General features: G+C 38.4%; 1 protein-coding gene. It reads right to left on the bottom strand.

What is annotated here, in order from left to right:
• A partial coding sequence (locus KDK19_RS23575; protein ID WP_257255489.1) for a hypothetical protein occupies positions 1-1,382 on the bottom strand: 1,382 nt, incomplete at both ends.

Below are 1,382 nucleotides of genomic sequence, written 5' to 3'. Positions count from 1 at the left end.
TAGTGACTCCTGAACCAATCGACGAAATCACTCAAGTATTTTATGCGTTCTTTCATAAGTTTTCTCTTCCTTTGTACTTTGCTAAGTTCTTTTCCTTCTTGTCCCTTTGCTGCCTCGTCATGTTGGGCTCTGTTAGACGGCTGATTGATATCGCTACCAATAGTTTGTTCATACCTTGCCAAGGTAGTCTGTGATTGTTCCAGCAGGCCGACAAATCCTGTACCGAGGGTTACCATTATGACTTGGTATTCATTTGCATCAGGAAATGTTTTTTGTAATTGTTGTTCTATGTAATTTGACAGGGCTATAAGTAATTCTTGAAATATGTGAGGGTCTTCATTTCCCACGTTGTGTATTGCGTCATTTATTACCTCTTCGAATATTGCAAATAATTTCTGTTCTTTGCCTTTTTTGTTTGTAGAGTTAGTAACGGTATCATCCCAGTTTGATTTTCTAAAATAACTCGAGAAATTGCGAAGGTGTCCACCTGCTGATTCTATAAGGAAAGGATCAAGAAACATGTATATAGAATTAATGAGATTCTCGAACTGATTGATTGAAGCAACTAATTCAGGGTTTTTTTCACCATATTCTTTTATTAGCACTAACATTCGCTCATCTGATTTAATATTCCGCTGATGATACGGTATTGAGTTCACATCAAAGGCACAGTTGAGAAGAGCGGAAGCGGCTTTTATAATTGGATCGATTAATGTCTCGGACTTTTCAGCCTTTAAGGTATTATCCAATTGTTGTATATGCCTGATGTTAATTTCTTTCAAATATTTTATAGTAGAGATGACGGAAACAGATTCTTTAACATTTGCTTTTAAAACTTCGTGATCTTTTATGGGCTCTTTATTGCCTAGAAGCTCACCTTTGTTGTTATGAAGTATCCCGATACAAGACAAGAAGATAGCTTTAAGCAGGAATGAGTTAAAAAAGAAATGAGCTGCTTCAGGGGTGGCTCCATTTGAATGAATGGCTGCATAGTAACTTGCCATGAATATCACGAGGTTTATTTTTTGGTCTGGAAAGTAGGTATCGATAGGTGATTCTATACCCTGGACAGAATATAGAATTGCCATCAAATCATTCTCGTCTTCATTAACTGTGAGGTGGAGCGTCTTTATCAATTGCTGAATCATGTTTGCAATGGTCAGGCTCTCTTTGGGAAGGATTTCCGGAACATGGCTCAATATAGTCCTTAAAGTGTCTGCATCAAGGCCTGTATCCACCACTTGGAGAATGTCATAAATACAGTCATGGTCCAATAGCGGGAGCGGAATTTCAATTAAAGGCCGCGGCTGCTGTGCTGCTGCTCCTGCCGATTCTTCTGAATGCTCATCCACTTTTTTGCCTAACTCATTTTCGTGATTCAT

Source organism: Endozoicomonas sp. ONNA1 (genome assembly GCF_024606325.1).
Lineage (GTDB): Bacteria > Pseudomonadota > Gammaproteobacteria > Pseudomonadales > Endozoicomonadaceae > Endozoicomonas_A.
This window is presented reverse-complemented; position numbering and strand designations above follow the sequence as displayed.